This window comes from Streptomyces sp. NPDC046862 (genome assembly GCF_040704615.1).
Lineage (GTDB): Bacteria > Actinomycetota > Actinomycetes > Streptomycetales > Streptomycetaceae > Streptomyces.
Map to the genome: position 1 here is coordinate 1 of NZ_JBEYXP010000030.1, position 22614 is coordinate 22614.

The window sequence follows — 22614 nt, forward strand, 5'->3', positions numbered from 1 at the left end:
GGCCCGTCCCGTCCATGTGCCCAGTGACCAGGGCCGTACCTCCCCCGGCCCGGTGCCGCTGCTCCGCCGGGAGTTCGAGTTCCCGGCAGGGTCCGGGAACTCCACCACGGCGCTCTTCTGTTGACGTGAGGTCTGTTGACGTGACTGTCGACGTGACGCCAGTTCCTGTCGACAAGACGACACAGCGACGGCGATGCGGACCGCCCACGCGCCCCAACTCCGCGAACACGCACCAAAAGTCCCCACCCCGCCGTTCCGTCGCACTGTGACGTGTGGCACCATGCGGTCCACCCCCACCCCCACCCTCACCCCCACCGGCACAGCCCTCACAGGAGACACATCTCTCGTGCAGCAATCCGCCGTCCCGGAACTGGCACACACGCACGCCCGCCCCATCCACTGGGTCGCCACGGCCACCGCTCTCTCCGCCGTCGTCGCCCTGTCCTCGCTGCTGCAACCCGATCCGGCGACAGCGGTACAGGCCGGCCCCGAAACGCGGTCCGCCCCGGTCACCGTGACGGCCCCGAACCCCGCCGGCGTCGACTTCCCCATCGAATGCGGACCCTCCAAGGCCCTCGTACGGATGAAGGCCTCCGGAGACCTCGACGGCGACGGCATCCCCGAGACGGTCGCCGTGGTCCACTGCGACGCCGGATCCGGAAGCCCGCCCGACGGCGTCTACGTCCTCACCCGGGGCACCGCCCCAAAACCCCGCGTGGTCGCCACCCTCGTCACCCCGAAGGACCGGTTCACCGTCAAGGACTTCGCCGTCCGTGACGGCGCGGTGACGGCGACCCTCCTCGGCTACTCCTCGATCGACGTACCGAGTTGCTGCCCCGACGTGACCGACCATGCCAAGTGGCAGTGGAAGAACGGCGCGTTCGTCCGCTCCACGCCCTCCGGCGCGCTGGGCGTGTGACCAACGCCTCCCTCAGCGCGCCCGCAGCGGCCCCACCGATGTGAGAAAACAGACATTCGTGACGCTGCGTACGCGTCAGGTCACTCCGCGTCCGGGCCGTGAACCTCGACCCTGTCCGAAACCCGACGCACATGGATGCACTCTCCCGGACACTCCTTCGCGGAGTCCACGACATCCGTGAGAAGCGTCAGCGGCACGGGGGTTGTGGCCCCCGGGGCCTGCAGCAACTCGTCGTCCGAACCCTTCACGTAGGCCAGGCCGTCGATGTCGAGCTCGAAGACCTCCGGGGCGTACTGGGCGCAGATACCGTCGCCGGTGCACAGGTCCTGGTCGATCCAGACCTCCAGTGCCTCGCCGCCTGCTCCGGCCTCCTGCTGCACGGTCATCTCTCCTGCCGTTTCCTGCGCCGACCGATCCGAAATGAAGGCAAGTCGGCCCAGCTCTGACGGGTGTTGAACACGTCGACCCTACCTCCGGCCGCTTCCCAATCATGTTCCGTGGGTATTCCCCTGGCGTGAGGGAGAGCGCAAGGGTGAAGATCGGACACACCTTGACAGTCTTTGTGATCTAGGGGTTTCAATCGACACCCACCCAGGTAGGGTCTGGAAGCGTCCAGCTCCCCTTGGAGGAGGTGAGGACCGTGGCAGCCCACGACGACGACATGAACCGCGGCATCCGCCCGGGACGAGGGTCCGACGACCCGGCCGGGCAGATCGCCTACCTTGAGCAGGAGATCGCCGTCCTGCGACGCAAGCTCGCCGACTCTCCGCGACACACGAGGATTCTCGAAGAGCGGATCGTCGAGCTGCAGACGAACCTGGCCGGCGTGTCCGCCCAGAACGAGCGACTCGCGAACACGCTCCGTGAGGCCCGCGACCAGATCGTGGCCCTCAAGGAGGAGGTCGACCGGCTCGCACAGCCACCGGCCGGCTTCGGTGTCTTCCTTGTGGCGAACGAGGACGGTACGGCCGACATCTTCACCGGGGGCCGCAAGCTCCGGGTGAACGTCAGCCCCAGCGTCGAGCTCGACGAGCTCCGACGCGGCCAGGAAGTAATGCTCAACGAAGCGCTCAACGTGGTCGAGGCCATGGAGTACGAGAGCGTCGGCGACATCGTCACCCTCAAGGAGATCCTCGAGGACGGCGAGCGCGCCCTCGTAGTGGGGCACACCGACGAGGAACGGGTGGTACGGCTCGCCGAGCCGCTGCTGGACATCACCATCCGCCCCGGCGACGCCCTGCTGCTCGAACCGAGGTCCGGCTACGTTTACGAGGTCGTACCGAAGAGCGAAGTCGAGGAGCTCGTCCTCGAAGAGGTACCCGACATCGGCTACGAGCAGATCGGTGGTCTGGGCAACCAGATCGAGATGATCCGCGACGCCGTCGAGCTCCCGTACCTCTACCCCGACCTCTTCAGGGAGCACGAGCTCCGGCCGCCCAAGGGCGTCCTCCTGTACGGCCCCCCGGGATGCGGCAAGACACTCATCGCCAAGGCCGTGGCGAACTCACTCGCCAAGAAGGTCGCCGAGGTGACCGGCGTGGCCGCCGGCAAGAGCTTCTTCCTCAACATCAAGGGCCCCGAGCTCCTGAACAAGTACGTCGGTGAGACCGAGCGGCAGATCCGCCTCGTCTTCCAGCGCGCACGGGAGAAGGCCAGCGAGGGCACCCCCGTCATCGTCTTCTTCGACGAAATGGAATCCCTCTTCCGCACCCGAGGCTCGGGTGTCAGCTCGGACGTCGAAAACACGATCGTCCCCCAGCTGCTCGCCGAGATCGACGGCGTGGAAGGCCTGCAGAACGTGGTCGTGATCGGCGCCTCCAACCGCGAGGACATGATCGACCCCGCCATCCTGCGCCCCGGCCGCCTCGACGTGAAGATCAAGATCGAGCGCCCGGACGCCGAAGCGGCCAAGGACATCTTCGCCAAGTACCTCACCGAGCGCCTCCCGCTCCACGGTGACGACCTCAACGAGCACAGCGGCGACAAGACCAGCACGGTCCAGAGCATGATCCAGACCGCGGTGGAACAGATGTACGCCGAATCGGAGGAAAACCGCTTCCTGGAGGTCACCTACGCCAACGGAGACAAGGAAGTCCTCTACTTCAAGGACTTCAACTCCGGCGCCATGATCGAGAACATCGTCGGCCGCGCCAAGAAGATGGCCATCAAGGACTTCCTCGAGAAGAACCAGAAGGGCCTGAGGGTCTCCCACCTCCTGCAGGCGTGCGTGGACGAGTTCAAGGAGAATGAAGACCTGCCCAACACGACAAACCCGGACGACTGGGCCCGGATCTCCGGAAAGAAGGGCGAACGGATCGTCTACATCCGTACCCTGATCACCGGAAAGCAGGGTGCTGACACCGGACGCTCCATCGACACGGTGGCCAACACCGGACAGTACCTGTAACAGACAGGGCGGCTGCGGGTGCCCTTCATGGGTACCCGCAGCCGACTGTTTTCGGGGCACGGCTGGAGCAAGGCAATGACGCAAATGATCTCCCCACCAGCGCAGAGGCGTTCTAGGCTCTTTCGTACCGCCGAGTCGCGCAGTGCGGGGACGGGCACCGCACACGCACCGGAGCGCCAGCGGTACTTGAGCGCCGCCCCCGACCGAGGGCGCCGCCCGGCAAGGAGGGCCGCATGACCGTACGGCGAGTAATGGGCATCGAGACGGAGTACGGCATCTCCGTCCCCGGCCACCCCAACGCCAATGCCATGCTCACCTCGTCCCAGATCGTCAACGCCTACGCCGCGGCGATGCACCGGGCCCGCCGGGCCCGATGGGACTTCGAGGAGGAGAACCCGCTGCGGGACGCGCGAGGCTTCGACCTCGCCCGCGAGGCCGCCGACGCCAGCCAGCTCACCGACGAGGACATCGGCCTCGCCAACGTGATCCTCACCAACGGCGCACGGCTCTACGTCGACCACGCCCACCCGGAGTACAGCGCTCCCGAGGTCACCAACCCACGCGACGCCGTCCTGTGGGACAAGGCCGGCGAGCGGATCATGGCAGAGGCCGCCGAACGCGCGGCCCAGCTCCCCGGCGCCCAGCCGATCCACCTCTACAAGAACAACACCGACAACAAGGGCGCCTCCTACGGCATGCACGAGAACTACCTGATGAAGCGGGAAACCCCCTTCTCGGACATCGTGCGCCACCTCACGCCGTTCTTCGTCTCCCGCCAGGTCTTCGCCGGAGCCGGCCGCGTCGGCATCGGCCAGGACGGCCACGAGCACGGCTTCCAGCTCAGCCAGCGAGCCGACTACTTCGAGGTCGAGGTCGGCCTCGAGACGACGCTGAAGCGCCCCATCATCAACACGCGCGACGAACCACACGCCGACGCCGAGAAGTACCGGCGCCTGCACGTGATCATCGGCGACGCGAACCTGTCAGAGATCTCGACGTACCTCAAGCTCGGCACGACAGCCCTGGTCCTCTCCATGATCGAGGACGGCTTCATCGCCGTCGACCTGGCCGTCGACCAGCCCGTACGCACCCTCCACCAGGTCTCGCACGACCCGTCCCTCAAGCGCGTGGTGACACTCCGCAGCGGACGCACACTGACCGCCGTACAACTCCAGATGGAGTACTACGAGCTCGCGCGCAAATACGTGGAGGAGCGCTTCGGGGCCGACGCCGACGACCAGACCAGGGACGTCCTCACCCGATGGGAGGACACGCTCACCCGCCTGGAGAACGACCCCATGAGCCTCTCCGGAGAACTCGACTGGGTCGCCAAACGCGAGCTCATGGAAGGCTACCGGCGCCGCGACAACCTCGACTGGGACGCGGCCCGACTGCACCTCATCGACCTCCAGTACGCCGACGTACGGGCCGAGAAGGGCCTATACAACCGTCTCGTGGCGCGCGGCAAGATCAAGCGGCTCCTCGACGAGGACGACGTCGAGCGGGCCCGTACGAAGCCGCCGGAGGACACCCGGGCGTACTTCCGGGGGCGCTGCCTGGAGCAGTACGCCGACGACGTCGCGGCGGCCTCCTGGGATTCCGTGATCTTCGACCTGCCCGGCCGGGACTCCCTCCAGCGCGTCCCAACCCTGGAACCGCTTCGCGGAACGCGTAATCACGTCAAGGAGCTCCTGGACCGCTGTCGCACGGCAGAAGACCTGGTCAAGGTGTTGTCGGGCGGCTGAGCGCGCGCTTTGGCGGGGGATCCGGGCAGGGTGGAAAAGGCGGCGTCCGGGAATCATCGAGATGGTCCCCGGACGTTGTAGCAACTGCGGGGCCAATGTCAGACCGGGCTTGTAGGGTCTGATCAAGACCGATCGGCAGCAATGCCGACCATGTCGGGCGAACTGAGCGGGGTGAGGGTTATGGCGACCAAGGACACCGGCGGCGGACAGCAGAAGGCCACACGCTCGACCGAGGAGGTCGAGGAGCAGGCACCTGAGGCACAGGCGAGCGAGGACCTGAAGGAGCGGCAGGAGAAGCTGTCGGACGACGTGGACTCCGTCCTGGACGAAATCGATGACGTCTTGGAGGAGAACGCCGAGGATTTCGTTCGAAGCTTCGTTCAAAAGGGTGGACAGTAATCCACATACGTGAACGACAGCAAGAAGTGTTCGCGGTGCCAACAGAAAAAGCCGCGGGCGGCATTCGCTAGCAACAAGTCCATGCACGGTGGCCTTCAGGCGTACTGCCGGGAGTGCTCTGCCGAGTACTACCGGCAGCGCCAGGAGGCGAAAGGGCGGACGGTTCGCGAGAAGGTGCTCGTTCCGCTTGGGCACAAGCATTGTCGTGGCTGCGACGAGGTGAAGCCCCACAGCGAGTGGCATCGCAAGAACAGCGCTCCGGATGGGCTGGCGAGCCGATGTAAGGCGTGCAAGGCGGCTGCTGGTCCAGCGGACCACCTTCGCCGTAAGTACGGCCTCACTCCAGCCGAGTTGGACGCGATGATCGCAGGGCAGCGAGGCATCTGTTGTATCTGCCTCGATGCTCCAGCTGAGCATGTGGATCACTGCCACGAGACGGGTAGGGTCCGTGGCGTACTGTGCTTCAGCTGCAACGCGGCACTGGGGCAGTTCAAGGATCGGCCCGACGTGATAAGGCGGGCTGCGACATACGTGGAAGGAAACGCGTGGAAGCCAATCCTCGTAGCACCGGGCGTCTACCAGCTGCCTTCCTGACGCCTGGGTCGTCCTCGTTCATGGACTTCCTGTCCGAGCACCAGCCGGAGATCCTCCCGGGCAACCGGCAGCTGCCGCCCACCCAGGGCGTGATCGAGGCCCCGCACGGCACGACGATCGTGGCCGTCACGTTCCCGGGCGGCGTGGTGCTGGCCGGTGACCGGCGCGCCACCATGGGCAACGTCATTGCTCAGCGTGACATCGAGAAGGTGTTCCCGGCGGACGAGTACTCGGCCGTCGGTATCGCCGGCACCGCCGGACTTGCCGTCGAGATGGTCAAGCTCTTCCAGCTGGAGCTGGAGCACTTCGAGAAGGTCGAGGGCGCCCAGCTGTCGCTGGAGGGCAAGGCGAACCGTCTGTCGACGATGATCCGTTCCAACCTCGGCATGGCCATGCAGGGCCTCGCCGTGGTCCCGCTCTTCGCCGGCTACGACGTCGACCGTGACAAGGGCCGGATCTTCTCGTACGACGTCACGGGTGGCCGTTCCGAGGAAACGAACTTCGCGGCCACGGGATCCGGTTCGATCTTCGCGCGCGGCGCCATGAAGAAGCTTTTCCGTGACGACCTGAGCGAGGAAGACGCCACGACCCTCGTGGTCCAGGCCCTGTACGACGCGGCCGACGACGACTCGGCGACGGGCGGTCCCGACGTGGCTCGCCGGATCTACCCGATCGTCACTGTGATCACCGAGGACGGCTTCCGCCGGCTCACCGAGGAGGAGTCCTCCGAGATCGCCCGTTCGATCCTGGCGCGGCGCCTGGAGCAGCCGGACGGCCCGCGGGCCGCGCTGCTCTAGTCGGCGGCCGTTTCTTGTCAAGGTGATCGAGTGACTTCCACAGAAAGGGACGGATAACCGGTGTCGACGCCGTTCTATGTCTCACCTCAGCAGGCGATGGCGGACCGGGCGGAGTACGCCCGTAAGGGCATCGCCCGTGGCCGCAGCCTGGTCGTGCTGCAGTATGCCGACGGCATCGTGTTCGTCGGTGAGAACCCGTCCCGTGCGCTGCACAAGTTCAGCGAGATCTATGACCGGATCGGTTTCGCGGCCGCCGGCAAGTACAACGAGTACGAGAACCTCCGGATCGGCGGCGTCCGCTATGCCGACCTTCGGGGTTACACCTATGACCGTGACGATGTGACCGCTCGGGGTCTGGCGAACGTCTACGCGCAGACGCTGGGCACGATCTTCTCCTCCTCGGCCGAGAAGCCGTACGAGGTGGAGCTGGTGGTCGCCGAGGTGGGGGAGAGCCCGGAGGGCGACCAGATCTACCGTCTGCCGCACGACGGCTCGATCGTGGACGAGCACGGCTCGGTCGCGGTCGGGGGTAACGCCGAGCAGATCAGCGGTTACCTCGATCAGCGTCACCAGGACGGCATGTCGCTCGCCGAGGCGCTGAAGCTGGCCGTGCAGGCCCTGTCCCGCGACACGAACGGCAGTGAGCGGGAGATCCCCGCGGAGCGCATGGAGGTCGCGGTCCTGGACCGTACGCGTCCGCAGAAGCGCAAGTTCAAGCGCATCGTGGGCCGGCAGCTGGCCCGTCTGCTGGAGGCCGGCGGCGCGGAGACGGCCGCGGAGGCCGAGGACTCCGACGAGGAGAAGTAGGACCCACCGGTATCGCCCCCCGGTACACCCACCGCCCGACAGCGCGCCCCGGCCGAGCAGGCCGGGGCGCGCGGCGTTGGGGAGGCGCGGTGCCGCCCCGACAGGGGCGCGGGGCACTGCGCGACCAGCCACTGTCGGCTCGCAGACACCAGACCACCTCAACGGGCGCTCAGCCCCCTGGAGGCGCCGTAGAGCCCCGTACCACCAGCTCCACCGGAATGTCCCCGCCCTCGGGTGTACGGCCCTCCAGGACCGCCAGCAGGGCCTGCATGCCCCGTTCCCCGAAGAGCTCCGCGTCCAGGCGGACCGTGGTGAGTTCCGGGTCGAGGGCCTGGGCGAGGGCGAGGTCGTCCAGGCCGGTGACGGAGATGTCCTCGGGGATGCGCAGGCCGAGGCGGCGAGCGGCCTTGTACGCCCCGGCGGCGAGTTTGTCGTCGTCGCAGACGAGTGCTGTTGGGCGTGGGCCCGGGCCGGGAGCCGAGAGGGCTGTTTCGGCGGCTGTCACGGCGGCCTCGATGGAGATCGGTGCGCGGGCCGTGCGGAGCAGGGTGTCCGGTACGGCGGCCAGACGGGTCGCGAGTTCGCGCGCCCGCGCCTCGAAGGTCCAGGAGGCGATGTCGGCCGCCAGGTGCAGGTAGTGGCGGTGGCCTAGGCCCAGCAGGTGGTCGGTGACCTGTCGTACGCCGTCGGCGATGTCGAGGTTGACCGTCGCCGCGCCCAGGCTGCCCTCGGGGTCGCTGTCGAGCATGACGAGGGGCAGTTGGTCGCCCCGGATGTCCGTCAGCGCGTCGGCGGCCATGGAGGAGGCGATCACGCCGTCGAGAGCCGCCTGTGCCGAGGCGAAGGGGTTCCGGGCCGGTCCGATGCCCTCCGGGGACGGGTACAGCACCACACCGAAGCCGTGTTGTGCCGCGATCCGGGCCGCGCCGGTGTAGACGCCTCCGAAGAACTCGGTGGTCAGGGCGGGGACCACGAGAAGTACGGTGCGCGTGTGGCCCAGCCGGAGGTTGCGGGCGGCGAGGTTCGGCCGGTAGCCGAGTTCGCGTGCGGCTTCCCGGACGCGTTCCGCGGTGGTCTGTGACACGCGTCCGTGCCACTTGTCGCCGAGGACGAGGGAGACCGCGGCCTGGGAGACGCCCGCGGCCTGGGCGACGTCGCGGCTCGTGGGGCGGGTACTGCCTCGTGCCACCGTTGCCCTGCTCCTTCGTCTGGACCGGCTTCTGGACTGGGTTCTGGACTGGGTTCTGGGCTGGCTTCTGGACTGGCTTCTGGACTCGTGGACAGCGCACATGGTACGTATGGCGAGCGACGTTATACGTAACACTTCATGGGAGAAGGGTGGGGACATGGCCGCCGGATACCTGGAGATCCTCAGGGCACGGCACGCCGCGCGCCTGCTGACCGGCACGCTCGTGGGCCGGCTGCCGAACATCACGGCTGCGATCGCCGTCGTGCTCTTCGTGCGGGCGGAGGGTGGGACGTACAGCCTCGCGGGGGCTCTGGTCGCCGTGTACGGCGTCGCCAACGCCGTGGGCCAGCCCGTGCTCGGCCGTCTCGTGGACCTCCACGGTCAGCCTCGTGTCCAGTTGCCGGCCGCGCTCGTCTCGGCTCTCGGGATGACCGTGTTCGCCTTCACGGGTATCGGGTCGCTGGTGCCGGCGTACGCCGCGGTGACGGTCGCCGGGCTTTTCACGCCTCCTCTGGAGGGCGGTCTGCGGGCGCTGTGGCCCTCTGTCCTCCGTAAGGAGGAGCAGGTGCACCGGGCGTACGCGATGGACGCCGTGGCGCAGGAGGTCATGTTCACCGTCGGGCCGCTGCTCGTGACGCTGAGCGTGTCGCTGTGGTCCGCCCGGACCGCACTCGTCCTGCTGAATGTCATCGGCGTCCTGGGTGCCCTTTCGGTCGTCGTGTCGCCGCCTTCGCGCGCGTGGCGGTCGGCGCCGCGCGAGGCCCACTGGCTGGGTGCGCTGCGTTCGCCGGGGCTGCTGGTGATGCTGTCGGCGTTCCTGTTCGTCGGCGTCGCGCTGGGTTCCATCACGGTCGCCGCCGTCTCGTACGCGGACGGTCACGGGGGCGACGCGGTGTACGGCTGGCTGATGGCGGGTCTGGGGCTGGGTGCGCTCGTGGGCGGCACTGTGTACGGGGCGCGGCAGTGGGTGGGTGCGCCGGAGCGCCGACTGCGGCTGCTGGTGGCCCTTCTGGCGGTCTGTTACCTGCCGCTGGTGCTGATGCCCGGTCCGGTCGCGATGACGGCGCTGACGGCCCTCGCGGGTGTCTTCCTGGCGCCTGCCATCGCGTGTGCCTTCGTGCTCGTGGACCGGCATGCGCCGCGCGGTACGGTCACGGAGGCGTTCTCCTGGCTCGTGACGACGTTCACGGTGGGTATGTCGGTCGGTACGGGGCTGGCGGGGCCTGTCGTGGAGTCGGGTGGGGCCGTATGGGGCTTTGTCGTGCCGGGTGCGGCGGGGGGTGTCTCCGCGCTGGTGTTGCTGGTCACCGGGCGGGTCCTCGCGGTTCCTGGTGAGGGGCCGGTGGTTGGGGTCTCTTCGGAAAATGATCCAAACCGTGCCGTCGAACCCCGTTTCAGCTCAGGGGATCGGGCGTAATGTTCAGTCATGGACCGCCGCATTTTCGGGCTGGAGAACGAGTACGGCGTCACGTGCACGTTCAGGGGACAGCGCCGCCTGTCTCCTGACGAGGTGGCGCGGTACCTCTTCCGCCGTGTCGTGTCATGGGGCCGCAGCAGCAATGTGTTTCTGCGGAACGGGGCCCGTCTGTATCTCGACGTGGGCTCACATCCGGAATACGCGACACCCGAATGTGACAACGTGACCGAACTGGTCACTCATGACAAGGCCGGCGAGCGCATTCTCGAAGGACTGCTGGTCGACGCCGAACGCCGCCTGCACGAGGAGGGAATCGCAGGCGACGTCTACCTGTTCAAGAACAACACCGACTCGGCGGGCAACTCCTACGGTTGCCACGAGAACTATCTGGTGGCCCGGCACGGGGAGTTCTCCCGGCTCGCGGACATCCTCATTCCGTTCCTCGTCACGCGGCAGCTGCTGTGCGGGGCGGGCAAGGTGCTGCAGACTCCGCGTGGCGCCGTGTACTGCGTCAGCCAGCGTGCCGAGCACATCTGGGAGGGCGTGTCGTCGGCGACGACCCGTTCCCGGCCGATCATCAACACGCGCGACGAGCCGCACGCGGATGCGGAGCGTTACCGCCGTCTGCATGTGATCGTGGGCGACTCGAACATGTCCGAGACGACCATGCTCCTCAAGGTCGGCGCCACGGACCTGGTGCTCCGCATGATCGAGGCGGGCACCGTGATGCGTGATCTGACCCTGGAGAACCCGATCCGGGCGATCCGTGAGGTCAGCCACGACATCACCGGGCGCCGGAAGGTGCGTCTGGCCAGTGGCCGTGAGGCCTCGGCCCTGGAGGTGCAGCGCGAGTACTACGAGAAGGCCGTGGACTTCTGCGACCGTCGCGGTATCCGAACCGGCACGGTCGAGCAGGTCCTGGAGCTGTGGGGCCGCACGCTGGACGCGATCGAGTCCGAGGACCTCGACCGGATCGGCACCGAGATCGACTGGGTCATGAAGTACAAGCTCATCGAGCGGTACCGCGCCAAGCACAACATGACCATGTCGCATCCGCGGGTCGCCCAGATAGACCTCGCCTATCACGACATCCACCGCCGTCGTGGGCTGTACTACCTCTTGGAGAAGAAGGGGCAGGCCGCCCGGATCTGCAACGATCTGAAGATCTTCGAGGGCAAGTCCGTTCCGCCGCAGACCACTCGGGCCCGGCTGCGCGGTGACTTCATCCGGCGGGCCCAGGAGCAGCGCCGTGACTTCACGGTCGACTGGGTGCACCTGAAGCTGAACGACCAGGCTCAGCGCACGGTGTTGTGCAAGGACCCGTTCCGTTCGGTGGACGACCGGGTGGAGAAGCTGATCGCCGGTATGTGAGCCGACGCCGGCTCGTCACGGAGCGGGCCGCGCGGGACGCCCGGTGGCCGGGAGGCAGGAGTGCCTTCCGGCCACCGGGCGTTTCTGTGTGGGGTGGCGTTCGGTTCGTGCGCGGCGGCACATTGTTTGTCGAAACGGCTGTGGTGTGCCGACGACGCCTTGTGACGGGGGATCGACGAGCTGTGGACGATGCGTCGGGTGGTGTGTGCCGGTGCGGGTCCTGGGCGGCGGTATTACTGCGATTTTTCCCGTCCGGGGATTTCCAGAAGCATTGGCGCACAACAGGGCTCGATTTGCGCTCTGTCATGACACGGGCTCGTACCGGCCGGCTGCCTGTGGGGCGGCGTGTTGTGCGGTGATCGGCCCCGCGGAGCGTGTACGTCGTAGAGTGGCGGCCATTGCCCTCACCCCCGAGCCCAGTTGGACTGATGAACTTCAATACGAAACGACGTGTCGCCGCGCTGCTGGCCGTCCCCGCCCTGTTGTTCACCGCCGCGTGCGGTTCGGACGACGGGAACAACGGCGATGCGGCAGCAGGCGTCGCCCAGATCAAGGGGAAGGTCGGGGAGAAACCCGAGATCTCCGTGCCCAAGGACGGCAAGCCGTCCAAGAAGACCGTGACCAAGACGGTCTCGGAGGGCAGTGGGAGCGTGATCAAGGCCTCCGACTTCGTCCGGCTGGACTGGACCGTCGAGAAGTGGGGCGGTGGCAAGGAACTCGGCGGCACCTGGGCGGCGCAGACCGGCGGCAAGACGGCCCGGCCGCAGTCCGTCGAGCAGATCGGCAAGCCGAGCCAGCAGCTGCCCGACAAGGTCATCGACGCCGTGAAGGGCAAGAAGGCGGGCAGCCGGATCCTCGTGCAGGGCACGGCCGCCGATCTGCTCGGCCAGAACCTGAACCCGTCCTCCGGCATCGCCGCGAAGGACGTGCTGATCTGGGTGGTCGACCCGGTCGGCGCCGCCGCTGTGGACGCCAAGGCCGAGGCCAAGGGCGAGCAGGCGGCCTCCGAGTCCGGGATGCCCGAGGTGAAGGCCCCGTCGCAGAAGGCGGCGACCATCACCGTCCCCAAGGGCGCCAAGGCCCCCAAGGACCTCAAGCAGCAGGTGCTGATCAAGGGCAGCGGCAAGAAGGTCGAGGCGGGCCAGGGGCTCATCGCCCAGTACACCGGGGTCAAGTGGGAGGACGGCAAGAAGTTCGACTCCTCCTGGGACCACGGCGGCGCCACCGCCTTCCAGATCGGCACCGGCTCCGTGGTGCAGGGCTGGGACAAGGGCCTCGTCGGCAAGAACGTGGGTGACCGGGTGCTGCTGGTGATCCCGCCCTCCCTCGGCTACGGCGCGAGCCCCAACAGTGAGCTGGCCAAGAACACGCTGGTCTTCGTGGTGGACATCCTCGGCGCCGTCTGACCGGGTGGTCTGTGAGACTGTTCTCCACGCAGGTCACGCAACAAGGAGTGATGAAGTGAGCATCGACAAGCCCGAGATCGACTTCCCGGGCGGCGAGCCCCCGAAGGACCTTGAGATCAAGGACATCTGGGAGGGCGACGGGCCGGTCGCGAAGGCGGGCGACTCAGTCTCCGTCCACTATGTGGGCGTGGCCTTCTCCACCGGCGAGGAGTTCGACGCGTCCTGGAACCGCGGCACGCCGCTGCAGTTCCAGCTCGGTGCCGGCCAGGTCATCGCGGGCTGGGACCAGGGTGTGCAGGGCATGAAGGTCGGCGGGCGTCGTCAGCTGACCATTCCCGCCCACCTCGCCTACGGCGACCGTGGTGCCGGTGGCGGCCGTATCGCCCCCGGCGAGACGCTGATCTTCGTCTGCGACCTGGTCTCGGTCTGAGCCGTCCCAGGAGCGCGCCGCCGGCGGTCGTGCGCGCGGTGCCACCGGGAGGGACCGGTGTGCGGGCGCCTGATCGTCCGGTGCGATTCGATCGCTGTACGGCGCGGTCGTCGTACGCCGTGTGATCGGGACCCGACCGGTCCCGATCATCTGGGCCCATGCCTGTGCGGGCATGGGCCCTTGGCTTTTGCCGGGGTACCGCGGGGCGGTACGGTCATGGCTCAGAAGGGCCGACCGAGAGGACGTAGGGCGTCGATGGCCATTGCCAAGGCGGAGCGGCTGATGAACCTGGCGCTGTGTCTGCTGGGGACGCGGCGACCGCTGAGCAAGCGCGAACTGCGCCAGTCCATCGAGGCCTATCTGGAAGCCGGGTCCGACGACTCCTTCAACCGGATGTTCGAGCGCGACAAGGACGATCTGCGTGAACTCGGCCTGGTCATCGAGACGGTGGAGAACCTCGACGGCGAGGTCGGCTACATGGCACGCCGCGACAGCAACCGGCTGCCGCCCATCACCCTGGATGCCGAGGAGGCCGCCGCTCTCGGGCTGGCCGCCAAGGTGTGGCAGCAGGCGCGTCTGGCGGGCGCGGCGAGTGGTGCCCTGCAGAAGCTGCGTGCGGCCGGTCTGCCCGAGGACGTCGACCCGTACGGGGCGCATGGCGCTCTGGAGCCCCGGATCCCGGTGCACGAGGCCGCCTTCGAGCCGCTGATGCTGGCCTGCCGCGACCGTCGTCCGGTCGTCTTCGAGTACCGCAAGGCGACCGCCGCCCGCCCCGAGCCGCGTACCGTCGAGCCGTGGGCGCTGGAGTGCTGGCGCGGCCACTGGTACCTGGCCGGCTGGGACCGTGACCGCGGTGCCGAGCGGGTCTTCCGGCTCTCCCGCATCACGGGCAAGGTGCGCACGCGCAGCGGCGCCTTCACTGCCGAGGTCCCGGACGTCGTCACGGTGCGCGAGACCGTGGCGAGCTGGGCCGGGGAGACCGCCGACCGCTCCGCGCTGATCCGGCTGCGTTCGGGCGCCGGTTACCCCTTGCGGGCGAAAGCCACCTCGGTACGGGAACTCGGCAACGGCTGGGACGAGTTGGAGATTCCGTACGGGCACGGTCTGGATGCCTGGCTGGTGGAGTTCGGGCCCGACGTGGTGGTCCTGGATCCGGCCGAGCTGCGGGCCGATGTGGTGGACCGGCTGCGCGCCGTGGCCAAGGGCTGAGGGGGATGTAAGAAAGTGGTGGGAAAACCGGCCAGGCCGGCGAACGCCATCGACCAGACCCGGCGGATGCTCTCCCTGGTCACGTATCTCAGGGAGCGTCCCGGCGCCCGTGTGGAGGATGTCGCCCGCGCGTTCGGGATCAGTGAGGACGAGCTGATCTCCGATCTGGACGTGCTGCCTCTGTGCGGCACCAGCTTCCGTGGCGGTGACCTGCTCGACATCGACACCGACGGTGACCGGATCTGGTGGCACAACCCCGCCGCCCTCGGGGCGGAAGCGGCCGAGCCGCTGCGGCTGGCCGCTGACGAGGCCACGGCTCTGCTCGTGGCCGCCAGGGCCGTGTCGACCCTGCCCGGTCTGCGCGAGGGCGACCGGCAGGCGCTGCTGCGGGCCACCGCCAAGGTGGAGGCGGCCGCGGGGGAGGCGGCCGGAGCCAGCTCCCGGCTCTCGGTGACCTTCGAGTCGGAGGGCGGTGTCTTCGCGGACGTCGACCGTGCGATCTCCGAGCGCCGCCGTCTGTGGATCCGCTACTACTCACCGGCCCGCGACGAGGTCACCGAGCGCGAGATCGACCCGATCCGCCTGGTCAGCGTGGGTCACACCTACGTCGAGGCCTGGTGCCGCCGCTCCGAGGCGCGCCGCACCTTCCGGCTCGACCGGGTCGCCGAGATCAAGATCCTCGACGAGCCGTCCGCGCCGCCCGAGATCGAGTTGCGTGACCTGTCCGAGGCGCTCGTGCAGCCCGCGGCGGAGGATCCCGAGGTGGTCGTCGAGGTCGGGCCGGGCGGCCGCTGGGTCGCCGAGTACTACCCGCACGACAGCGCCGATGAACTGCCGGACGGTGGTCTGCGTATCACCCTGCGGACCCCCGATCCCGCCTCGCTGCGGCGGCTGGCTCTGCGGCTCGGGCGCGACGGCCGGATCGTCTCGCCCCAGGACCTCGCGGACAGCGCCCGGCAGGCGGCGCGGGAGGCCCTGGCGGCATACGACGGGCCGGAGGCCGAGCACGACGAGCCACCCCTGGGGCACGGCGAGCCGGAAGGCGTCCCGTGCGCACCTCATGGAGTCCAGGACCGGCGGTAGGACAGGCGTAGGCACCAGGGAAAAAGGGGAGCAAGGGCTTTGAGCGGGTCGGTGGTGTCCGAAACCGGGGCGGCGACGTCCGGTGTGCGGGACGTGCAGGAGATGTCCGTGGCGGTCGCGTTCGCCGGTATGAAGCGGGTGGGCGGCGTGGTGTTCAAGGCCGGCTGCCCCGACTGCAGGGCCAATTTCGAGCTGGGCGCCCGTGAGCTGAGGCTGGCCATCGGCGCCACCAGCAAAACCACGTTCTACTCGTTCACCTGCCCGGGCTGCGGGGTGGCCGTACGCAAGCCCGCCGGCGAGCGCATCGTCGAGCTGCTCACCGGCGGCGGGGTGCGCACGCTGCGGCTGCACCCCACGGTCTAGGCTCGGCGACATGTTCTGGCCGATGCTCGCGATCGCTGTGGGGTTCCTGGGTCTCGCCGTCCTCGGTGTGCTCGCCGTCCGGGTCTTCCTGGAGGCACAGCGCCTGGGCCGGCAGGTCAGTGACTCCACGACTCGTATAAGCCGCGCCGCCGAGGAGTTGGAGCGTGCGTCGGCGAGCGTGGCCCGCTCTGTGGACGGACTGTGAGTCGGGGCGGGGCCCGCTGTGAGTTGGAGGGGCTGGGTGCTTTGGGCCACTTCGCCCTGTCACCTTCTCACCTTGGGCAGGTACTCTCATGGCGCGACCCGGAGAACGAGGCGCGGGTCGCAGATTGGGAGTACGCACAGGGATTGCCTGACGTTCACCCCTGAGCGTTACGATCGCTGCCAGCACGATCGTTCGGACACTTGTCCGACTGGTCGGACAGCACCCCACACCCGCTGCCTCGGTGAGAAGGTAAAGAATTATGTTCGGAAGGCTCGGCGCTCCCGAGATCATTCTCATCCTCGTCGTCATCATCCTGCTGTTCGGCGCGAAGAAGCTTCCGGACATGGCCCGCTCGCTCGGCAAGTCCGCGCGCATCCTCAAGAGCGAGGCCAAGGCGATGAAGTCGGAGGGCCAGGACAACTCGACGGCCGCCTCCGCCCCGCCGCACGACGAGAACCCCGCTCAGCGCACCATCCAGGCGGCGCCCGGTGACGTGACCAGCTCCCGCCCGGTCACCGAGCCGACGGACACGACCAAGCGCTGACGCAGGGCCGGTGACAACCGGCCCGCCGCACGAGATGGGAATGTGGGTTGCTGAAGTCTGCCCGCAAAGAGGAGAAGGATCCAGAGGGGCGGATGCCCCTCGCGGAGCACCTCCGTGAGCTCCGCAACCGGCTCGCGAAGGCGATGCTGGCCATCGTCGCCGTCACGATCGTCGCCGCCTTCTTCTACAACGACATCATCAACTTCTTCACCAAGCCGATCCTCGAGTCGGTGGGCTGCGCCCAGTCCTTCGAGGAACTGGCGAAGACGTCCAAGGACGCCAACCCCTGTGCGCAGATCACGATCAATGGTCTGCTCACCCCCTTCACCCTGGCGCTGAAGGTGTCCCTGATGGCAGGCGTCGTCCTCGCCTCGCCGATCTGGCTCTTCCAGCTGTGGGCGTTCGTCGCGCCGGGACTGCACAAGCACGAGCGGAAGTACGCCTACGCGTTCGTCGGGACGGGGGTCCCGCTCTTCCTCGGCGGCGCCTTCTTCGCCTACAAGGTGCTGCCCACCACCGCGAAGGTCCTGATCGAGTTCACGCCCTTCGGCGTCGACAACCTGCTGCCGCTGGACGACCTGCTCGACCTGGTCACGCGCATGGTGATCGTCTTCGGCCTCTCGTTCGAGCTGCCGCTGCTGCTGGTCCTGCTCAACTTCTCCGGCATCCTCAGCGGTAAGCGCATGCTCGGCTGGTGGCGCGGCATGATCATGGGCATCACGGTCTTCGCGGCCGTCGCCACGCCCAGCACCGACCCGCTGACGATGATGGCGCTCGCCGGACCGATCTGGATCCTGTACTTCGGTGCCGTCGCCGTGTCGCTCCTCAACGACCGTCGCAGGGCGCGCCGCGACGCCATGGGGCCCGACGACGACGAGGCCTCCGACCTCGACCTCACCCCCGAGGACATCGGCGAGATCGAGACCGTGTCGGCGAGCCGCGCCCTGCCCGAGGGCACCGGCACGGACCGGGTCAACGGCTACGACGACGTGACCTGACGCACTCAGGAACACCACCAACCCCTCCGCGGGCCGCGGCCGGGGCGCCCCACGGCGCGGTCGGCCGCTTCCGCGTGGGACCGTGTACGGGGTGCCGGACCGGTCGCGCGTTCCTGATCTGCGGGGACCTCGTGTCCATCGACGGCCGATCCGGATAATGATCGTCCTGTTGTCAGTGGGGGCCGGTAGTCTCGAAAGCACGATGACAGAGGACCTCTCACCGGCCGAGCGGTATGCGGCAGCCCGTAGGCGCGCTGCCGAGCAGGCCACCGCACTCGCTTCCTTCCGCGAGATGTACGACTTCGGTCTCGACCCCTTCCAGATCGAGGCCTGCCAGGCACTCGAGGCCGGGAAGGGCGTGCTGGTGGCCGCCCCCACCGGCTCCGGCAAGACGATCGTCGGCGAGTTCGCCGTCCACCTCGCCCTGAACCAGGGCAAGAAGTGCTTCTACACGACGCCCATCAAGGCGCTGTCGAACCAGAAGTACGCCGACCTGTGCCGTCGCTACGGCACGGAGAAGGTCGGCCTGCTCACCGGCGACAACAGCGTCAACTCGGATGCGCCGGTGGTCGTCATGACCACCGAGGTCCTGCGGAACATGCTGTACGCGGGCTCGCAGACCCTCCTCGGCCTCGGCCATGTGGTCATGGACGAGGTGCACTACCTCTCCGACCGCTTCCGCGGCGCCGTCTGGGAGGAAGTGATCATCCACCTCCCCGAGTCGGTGACACTCGTGTCACTGTCGGCGACCGTGTCGAACGCCGAGGAGTTCGGCGACTGGCTCGACACGGTCCGCGGCGACACCGAGGTGATCGTCTCCGAGCACCGTCCCGTACCGCTGTTCCAGCACGTCCTGGCCGGCCGTCGGATGTACGACCTCTTCGAGGAGGGCGAGGGCAACAAGAAGGCGGTCAACCCGGACCTGACACGTATGGCCCGCATGGAGGCCAGCCGGCCCTCGTACCAGGACCGCAGGCGCGGCCGGGCCATGCGCGAGGCCGATCGCGAGCGCGAGCGCAGACAGCGGTCCCGGGTCTGGATCCCCAGCAGGCCGGAGGTCATCGAACGGCTGGACGCCGAGGGCCTGTTGCCCGCCATCACCTTCATCTTCAGCCGCGCGGCCTGCGAGGCCGCCGTCCAGCAGTGCCTGTACGCCGGTCTGAGGCTGAACGACGACGAGGCACGCCTGAAGGTGCGCGCCCTGGTCGAGGAGCGCACGGCCACGATCCCCGCCGAGGACCTCCATGTCCTTGGCTACTACGAGTGGCTGGAGGGCCTGGAGCGCGGCATCGCGGCCCATCACGCGGGCATGCTGCCGACGTTCAAGGAGGTCGTCGAGGAGCTCTTCGTGCGCGGCCTGGTCAAGGCCGTGTTCGCGACCGAGACCCTCGCGCTCGGCATCAACATGCCCGCGCGCTCGGTGGTGTTGGAAAAGCTCGTCAAGTGGAACGGCGAGCAGCACGCCGACATCACACCCGGTGAGTACACCCAGTTGACGGGGCGCGCCGGACGCCGCGGCATCGACATCGAGGGCCACGCCGTCGTGCTCTGGCAGCGCGGCATGAACCCCGACCACCTCGCCGGGCTCGCCGGCACGCGCACCTACCCCCTGCGCTCCAGCTTCAAGCCGTCGTACAACATGGCGGTGAACCTGGTCGAGCAGTTCGGACGGCACCGCTCCCGCGAGCTGCTGGAGACGTCCTTCGCCCAGTTCCAGGCCGACAGGTCGGTCGTCGGGATCTCCCGCCAGGTACAGCGCAACGAGGAGGGCCTGGAGGGCTACAAGGACTCCATGACCTGCCACCTCGGCGACTTCGAGGAGTACGCGCGGCTGCGCCGCGAGCTCAAGGACCGTGAGAACGAACTGGCCAAGCAGGGTGCCGCCCAGCGGCGGGCCGAGGCGGCCGTGGCGCTGGAGAAGCTCAAGCCGGGCGACGTCATCCACGTCCCCACCGGCAAGTACGCGGGCCTCGCCCTGGTGCTGGACCCGGGCCTGCCCGCCGGCCGCTCCAACGGCCACCGCGGCTTCGAGTACCACGACGGCCCGCGACCCCTCGTCCTCACTGCCGAGCGGCAGGTCAAGAGGCTGGCGTCCATGGACTTCCCGGTGCCCGTCGAGGCCCTGGAGCGGATGCGGATCCCCAAGTCCTTCAACCCGCGCTCACCTCAGTCGCGCCGGGACCTGGCCTCCGCGCTGCGCACCAAGGCAGGGCACCTCGTCCCCGACCGGCACCGCAAGAAGCGGTCCGTGGCCGCCGACGACCGTGAGATCGCCCGGCTGCGCGCCGAGCTGCGCGCCCACCCCTGCCACGGGTGCAGCGACCGCGAGGACCACGCCCGCTGGGCCGAGCGCTACCACCGCCTCAAGCGCGACACGACCCAGCTGGAGCGCCGCATCGAGGGCCGCACGAACACCATCGCGCGGACCTTCGACCGGATCGTCGCCCTGCTGACGGAGCTCGACTACCTGCGCGGCGACGAGGTCACCGAGCACGGCAAGCGGCTCGCCCGGCTGTACGGCGAGCTCGACCTGCTCGCCAGCGAGTGCCTGCGCGCCGGCGTCTGGGAGGGACTTGGCCCCGCCGAACTCGCCGGGTGCGTCTCGGCGCTGGTGTACGAGGCCCGAGTGAGCGACGACGCACTGGCGCCCAAGCTGCCGTCCGGCAAGGCCAAGGCGGCGCTCGGCGAGATGGTCCGCATCTGGGGGCGGCTCGACGCGCTGGAGGAGGAGTTCCGCATCAGCCAGACCGAGGGTGTCGGCCAGCGCGAGCCGGACCTCGGCTTCGCCTGGGCCGCGTACATGTGGGCCTCCGGCAAGGGGCTGGACGAGGTGCTGCGCGAGGCGGAGATGCCGGCCGGTGACTTCGTGCGGTGGTGCAAGCAGGTCATCGATGTGCTCGGGCAGATCTCGGCGGCGGCGCCTGCTCATGCGGAGGGCTCGACGGTGGCGAAGAGTGCGCGTAAGGCTGTTGACGGGCTGTTGCGGGGAGTTGTGGCTTACTCGTCCGTGGGGTGAGTTGCCTTCACGTACTCCCTCCAGCCGCCGTACGCCGTGATGTCGGCCGCGCTCTCCAGCGCGGCCGGCTCGCACAGGAAGCCCGGTACGGGGCTGCCGTCGGCCAACTCCACGCTGCCGAGGGCCATCGGGCGGGGGAGCGCGGTCAGCAGGCGGCCGAGGCCCTCCGTCGGGAGGCGCCACACCTCGGCCTCGATCCCGGCCCCGCCCGCGCCGACGCGGACGAGACCCGGCTTCGGCGGGTCGGTCGCCAGCGCGTGCAGGCGGTAGACGGGCGCCGTCGTGGTCGTACGGTCGAGGCGGGCGCCCAGGGCCAGGAGCTGAGGGTTCAGCGGCTGCCCGGACAGGTGGGCGCCGACCACCGCGAGCCGTGTCTCCGGCTGGAGCAGCGCGGCGATCCGGGCCAGGCGTTCGTCCGTGAACGCGGGGCCGATCAGCATCACGCCGAACGGAAGCCCGTTCACCTCGCCCGCCGGGACGGCTACCGCTGCCTGGTCGAAGAGGTTCGTCGAGTTGGTGAAACGGCCAAGGCGGGCGTTGGCGCCCAGCGGGTCGGCGCCGACCTCGGCGAGGGTGGGGTGGCCCGGGCTGGTGGGCAGCACCAGGGCGTCCGCGTCGGCGAGTTCGACCAGGGCGCGGGTGCGCAGGGCGGCCAGACGGTCCTGGTCGGCGAAGAGCTGGTGGGCGGGGATGTCGCGGGCGCGGGTGATGATGCCGGCGACGGTGGGGTTGAGTCCGTCGCCGCCCTCGGCGGTCAACTTGTCGATAAAGCTTCCCACCGCCGTGTAGCGCTCGGCCACGAACGCGCCCTGGTACAGCATCGCGGCGGCCTCGGTGAACGGGGTCAGGTCGATCGTGCGGATCTCGGCGCCCGCCGTGGCGAGCTGTGCCACCGCCGCCTCGTACGCCTCGGCCCAGCCCTCGTCGAGTTCGCCGAGCTGTGACGCCGACGGGACCGCGACGCGCCACGGTCCTGGGGCGCGCTGGGGGAGTGGCGGGAGGGCGCGGGCGGGCGGCGACGTCATGTGAGTGAGCGCCCGCTCGGCCTCCGGGAGGGTGCGGGCGAACACGGTCACACAGTCGAGGGAGGCGCAGGCCGGGACGACGCCGGTCGTGGGGACCAGGCCGCGGGTGGGTTTCAGGCCGACGATGCCGTTGAAGGCGGCGGGGACGCGGCCCGAGCCGGCGGTGTCCGTGCCGAGGGCGAGGTCGACGATGCCGAGCGCCACGGCCACGGCCGAGCCGGAACTGGAGCCGCCGCTGATCCGTGCCGCGTCGTGGGCGCCCCGTACGGCGCCGTAGGGGGAGCGGGTGCCGACCAGGCCCGTGGCGAACTGGTCCAGGTTCGTGGTGCCCAGGACGATGACGCCTGCCGCGCGCAGGCGGGCGACGACGGGGGCGTCGGCCTCCGGCGTGTACGCGTACGCGGGGCACCCTGCCGTGGTGGGGAGGCCCTGCACGTCGATGTTGCCCTTGGCTGCGACGAGCCGTCCGGCGAGGGGGAGTTCCTCGCCGGCAGCGAGGCGTTCGTCGACGGCTCGGGCTTCGGCTTCCACCTCCGGCTGGGGGCGCAGGTCGATCCAGATCTCGGGGCGGTCCACGTCCTGGATGCGGGCGTAGGCCATCCGGACTCTCGTGACGGTCGAGGTCGGCATCCGTGCTCCTTGGCTGAGGTGGGTCTGTCGTCCGCCGGTCCGTGGGCAGCCGCGTGTCGA

At 68.8% G+C, this 22614-nt stretch carries 21 protein-coding genes; 18 read left to right on the forward strand and 3 right to left on the reverse strand.

Annotated elements, in window-relative coordinates; all coding sequences use genetic code 11:
• Positions 1 to 346 precede the first annotated feature (346 nt).
• Positions 347 to 919, forward strand: coding sequence for a hypothetical protein (locus AB0959_RS29585; protein WP_366829674.1), 573 nt, complete (start codon positions 347 to 349; stop codon positions 917 to 919).
• An 80-nt stretch (positions 920 to 999) separates the two neighbouring features.
• Here the strand turns inward: AB0959_RS29585 and AB0959_RS29590 are convergent, their stop codons facing one another.
• Positions 1000 to 1305, reverse strand: coding sequence for a ferredoxin (locus AB0959_RS29590; RefSeq protein ID WP_366829675.1), 306 nt, complete (start codon positions 1303 to 1305; stop codon positions 1000 to 1002).
• Positions 1306 to 1559: 254 nt separating this feature from the next.
• Between AB0959_RS29590 and arc the strand changes: the two genes are divergently transcribed.
• From arc to prcA, 6 genes are all read left to right on the forward strand, one after another.
• Entirely contained in the window at positions 1560 to 3326 is a 1767-nt protein-coding gene (gene arc / locus AB0959_RS29595) for a proteasome ATPase (protein ID WP_366829676.1), read from the forward strand.
• Between the two features lie 233 nt (positions 3327 to 3559).
• Positions 3560 to 5071, forward strand: coding sequence for a depupylase/deamidase Dop (gene dop, locus AB0959_RS29600; RefSeq protein WP_366829677.1), 1512 nt, complete (start codon positions 3560 to 3562; stop codon positions 5069 to 5071).
• 180 nt (positions 5072 to 5251) lie between these two features.
• Entirely contained in the window at positions 5252 to 5470 is a 219-nt protein-coding gene (locus AB0959_RS29605) for a ubiquitin-like protein Pup (RefSeq protein WP_062646942.1), read from the forward strand.
• Positions 5471 to 5551: 81 nt separating this feature from the next.
• Complete coding sequence (locus tag AB0959_RS29610; RefSeq protein ID WP_366829802.1) at positions 5552 to 6064, forward strand: endonuclease VII domain-containing protein; 513 nt, start codon at positions 5552 to 5554, stop codon at positions 6062 to 6064.
• Complete coding sequence (gene prcB / locus AB0959_RS29615; protein WP_366829678.1) at positions 6016 to 6861, forward strand: proteasome subunit beta; 846 nt, start codon at positions 6016 to 6018, stop codon at positions 6859 to 6861. The genes AB0959_RS29610 and prcB overlap by 49 nt, the downstream gene beginning before the upstream one ends.
• Before the next feature lie 60 nt (positions 6862 to 6921).
• Positions 6922 to 7668, forward strand: a complete 747-nt coding sequence (gene prcA, locus AB0959_RS29620) for a proteasome subunit alpha (protein WP_366829679.1) — start codon at positions 6922 to 6924, stop codon at positions 7666 to 7668.
• Positions 7669 to 7837: 169 nt separating this feature from the next.
• Here prcA and AB0959_RS29625 read toward each other — a convergent pair whose 3' ends face one another.
• A complete protein-coding gene (locus AB0959_RS29625) occupies positions 7838 to 8857 on the reverse strand; it encodes a LacI family DNA-binding transcriptional regulator (protein WP_366829680.1) in 1020 nt (339 codons plus the stop codon).
• 157 nt (positions 8858 to 9014) lie between these two features.
• Here AB0959_RS29625 and AB0959_RS29630 point away from each other — a divergent pair, with 157 nt between their 5' ends.
• The 11 genes from AB0959_RS29630 (at position 9015) to AB0959_RS29680 (ending at position 20899) form a co-directional block, all read left to right on the forward strand.
• Entirely contained in the window at positions 9015 to 10274 is a 1260-nt protein-coding gene (locus tag AB0959_RS29630) for an MFS transporter (protein ID WP_366829681.1), read from the forward strand.
• 9 nt (positions 10275 to 10283) lie between these two features.
• A complete protein-coding gene (pafA, locus tag AB0959_RS29635; RefSeq protein WP_366829682.1) occupies positions 10284 to 11645 on the forward strand; it encodes a Pup--protein ligase in 1362 nt (453 codons plus the stop codon).
• Between the two features lie 428 nt (positions 11646 to 12073).
• Positions 12074 to 13051 carry an FKBP-type peptidyl-prolyl cis-trans isomerase gene (locus tag AB0959_RS29640; RefSeq protein ID WP_366829683.1) on the forward strand — a complete coding sequence of 326 codons (978 nt, stop codon included), beginning with the start codon at positions 12074 to 12076 and terminating at the stop codon, positions 13049 to 13051.
• A 55-nt stretch (positions 13052 to 13106) separates the two neighbouring features.
• Positions 13107 to 13481, forward strand: a complete 375-nt coding sequence (locus tag AB0959_RS29645) for an FKBP-type peptidyl-prolyl cis-trans isomerase (protein WP_366829684.1) — start codon at positions 13107 to 13109, stop codon at positions 13479 to 13481.
• Between the two features lie 255 nt (positions 13482 to 13736).
• Positions 13737 to 14690, forward strand: coding sequence for a WYL domain-containing protein (locus tag AB0959_RS29650; RefSeq protein ID WP_366829685.1), 954 nt, complete (start codon positions 13737 to 13739; stop codon positions 14688 to 14690).
• Between the two features lie 15 nt (positions 14691 to 14705).
• Positions 14706 to 15773, forward strand: a complete 1068-nt coding sequence (locus AB0959_RS29655) for a WYL domain-containing protein (RefSeq protein WP_366829686.1) — start codon at positions 14706 to 14708, stop codon at positions 15771 to 15773.
• A gap of 102 nt (positions 15774 to 15875) precedes the next feature.
• Positions 15876 to 16136 carry a hypothetical protein gene (locus AB0959_RS29660; RefSeq protein WP_366829803.1) on the forward strand — a complete coding sequence of 87 codons (261 nt, stop codon included), beginning with the start codon at positions 15876 to 15878 and terminating at the stop codon, positions 16134 to 16136.
• A 10-nt stretch (positions 16137 to 16146) separates the two neighbouring features.
• Positions 16147 to 16341 carry a hypothetical protein gene (locus AB0959_RS29665; protein ID WP_366829687.1) on the forward strand — a complete coding sequence of 65 codons (195 nt, stop codon included), beginning with the start codon at positions 16147 to 16149 and terminating at the stop codon, positions 16339 to 16341.
• Positions 16342 to 16600: 259 nt separating this feature from the next.
• Positions 16601 to 16885, forward strand: a complete 285-nt coding sequence (tatA, locus tag AB0959_RS29670; protein ID WP_366829688.1) for a Sec-independent protein translocase subunit TatA — start codon at positions 16601 to 16603, stop codon at positions 16883 to 16885.
• A gap of 47 nt (positions 16886 to 16932) precedes the next feature.
• Positions 16933 to 17883, forward strand: a complete 951-nt coding sequence (gene tatC / locus AB0959_RS29675; RefSeq protein WP_366829689.1) for a twin-arginine translocase subunit TatC — start codon at positions 16933 to 16935, stop codon at positions 17881 to 17883.
• A gap of 157 nt (positions 17884 to 18040) precedes the next feature.
• Positions 18041 to 20899, forward strand: a complete 2859-nt coding sequence (locus AB0959_RS29680) for a DEAD/DEAH box helicase (RefSeq protein WP_366829690.1) — start codon at positions 18041 to 18043, stop codon at positions 20897 to 20899.
• Here the strand turns inward: AB0959_RS29680 and atzF are convergent.
• Entirely contained in the window at positions 20881 to 22554 is a 1674-nt protein-coding gene (gene atzF / locus AB0959_RS29685) for an allophanate hydrolase (protein WP_366829691.1), read from the reverse strand. The genes AB0959_RS29680 and atzF overlap by 19 nt on opposite strands.
• Positions 22555 to 22614: the final 60 nt, after the last annotated feature.